Here is a 1,776-nt window from a genome sequence, read left to right on the forward strand (position 1 = left end):
ATAGGACATTTTATGGCAAAAGAACATTTTAACCGGACGAAACCGCACGTGAACATCGGTACGATCGGTCACGTTGACCACGGTAAGACGACTTTAACAGCTGCTATCACTACTGTTTTAGCAAAAAAAGGATTCTCGGAAGTTCGTACGTTCGACTCAATCGACAACGCACCGGAAGAAAAGGAAAGAGGTATTACCATCAATACTTCACACGTTGAATACGAAACTGAAAACCGTCACTATGCGCATGTTGACTGTCCGGGTCACGCTGACTATGTAAAGAACATGGTTACCGGTGCTGCCCAGATGGACGGCGCGATCATCGTTGTAGCTGCCACTGACGGGCCGATGCCCCAGACGCGTGAACACATTCTGTTGGCACGTCAGGTGAACGTTCCGAAACTGGTTGTTTTCATGAACAAAGTGGACCTGGTTGACGACGAAGAGATGTTGGAACTGGTAGAAATGGAAATGCGTGAACTGCTGACGTTCTACAATTTTGATGGCGACAACACACCGGTTATTCGAGGTTCTGCCCTTGGCGCTTTGAACGGCGATCCGAAATGGGAAGAAAAAATCATCGAGCTGATGGCTGCGGTAGACTCATGGATTCCGCTGCCTCCGCGTGATGTAGACAAACCATTCCTGATGCCTGTTGAAGACGTGTTCTCAATCACCGGTCGCGGTACTGTGGCTACAGGCCGTATTGAAACAGGTATTATCAAAACAGGTGAAGAAGTACAGATCATCGGACTCGGTGCTGAAGGCAAAAAATCGGTGGTTACCGGCGTTGAAATGTTCCGCAAGATTCTGGACGAAGGCCAGGCCGGTGATAACGTTGGATTGCTGCTTCGCGGTATTGACAAAGACGAAATCAAACGTGGTATGGTAATCTCTCACCCGGGTAAAGTAAAACCTCACTCCAAGTTCAAAGCTGAGGTATATATCCTGAAGAAAGAAGAAGGCGGACGTCACACTCCGTTCCACGACCACTATCGTCCTCAGTTCTACATCCGTACACTCGACGTTACCGGAGAAATCATGTTACCGGAAGGTGTGGAAATGGTCATGCCGGGTGACAACATTACCATCGAGGTAGATCTGATCTATCCGGTAGCATGTAACGTAGGTCTTCGTTTCGCTATCCGCGAAGGAGGTCGTACCGTTGGTGCCGGACAGATTACAGAGTTACTGGATTAATATTCTCTCCTCTCTGCTTCTTCTGTAAAAGAAAATACAGGGAACCTATTACCAAACAGAGCCCTGCCTGCAGCATACACTCCTTTTGAGGAGGGATGGGCAGGGCTTATACGGGTCTAGCTCAGTTGGTAGAGCACTGGTCTCCAAAACCAGGTGTCGGGAGTTCGAGTCTCTCGACCCGTGCACAAACGATCCGAATTGAATGAAAAAAATAGTTGCATATTTAAAGGATGCTTATACCGAATTAGTCTATAAGGTATCCTGGCCAACAAGAGAGGAACTCTCCGGCAGCACGGTAATTGTATTGATTGCTTCCCTTATAATTGCCCTTATCGTGTTTGGGATAGATTCTCTTTTTGAGTGGATTCTGAAACTCCTCTACGGTATTTTATAAATTCTGAACTGAGAGATTATGACTGAAGAGAAAAAAAAATGGTACGTCCTGCGTTCCGTTAGCGGTAAAGAAAGTAAAGTCAAAGAGTATCTTGAGTCAGAAATTAAAAAAACCGATTTAGGAAAGTACATTTCTCAAGTTCTCATCCCCACGGAAAAGACTTATACAGTACGCAACGGAAA

The 1,776-nt window shown here is 46.2% G+C and carries 3 protein-coding genes and 1 tRNA gene; all 4 read left to right on the plus strand.

Annotated features, from left to right (window positions below; translation table 11 throughout):
• The first annotated feature begins 12 nt into the window (after nucleotides 1-12).
• Nucleotides 13-1,200 (plus strand): elongation factor Tu, encoded by a 1,188-nt coding sequence (tuf, locus tag WBH99_RS02475; RefSeq protein ID WP_424218530.1) that lies wholly within the window; start codon nucleotides 13-15, stop codon nucleotides 1,198-1,200.
• Nucleotides 1,201-1,310: 110 nt separating this feature from the next.
• Nucleotides 1,311-1,383, plus strand: a tRNA-Trp gene (locus tag WBH99_RS02480).
• Nucleotides 1,384-1,402: 19 nt separating this feature from the next.
• Nucleotides 1,403-1,594, plus strand: coding sequence for a preprotein translocase subunit SecE (gene secE / locus WBH99_RS02485; protein ID WP_424218529.1), 192 nt, complete (start codon nucleotides 1,403-1,405; stop codon nucleotides 1,592-1,594).
• Nucleotides 1,595-1,612: 18 nt separating this feature from the next.
• A partial coding sequence (locus WBH99_RS02490) for a transcription termination/antitermination NusG family protein (RefSeq protein ID WP_424218531.1) occupies nucleotides 1,613-1,776 on the plus strand: 164 nt, incomplete at its 3' end.

This window comes from Azovibrio sp. (assembly GCF_049658005.1).
GTDB lineage: Bacteria > Pseudomonadota > Gammaproteobacteria > Burkholderiales > Rhodocyclaceae > Azovibrio.

Bases quoted from the DNA above. Each gene is read 5' to 3' on its own strand.
- tuf (WP_424218530.1), top strand. From the start codon at position 13: ATGGCAAAAGAACATTTTAACCGGACGAAACCGCACGTGAACATCGGT.
- secE (WP_424218529.1), top strand. From the start codon at position 1,403: ATGAAAAAAATAGTTGCATATTTAAAGGATGCTTATACCGAATTAGTC.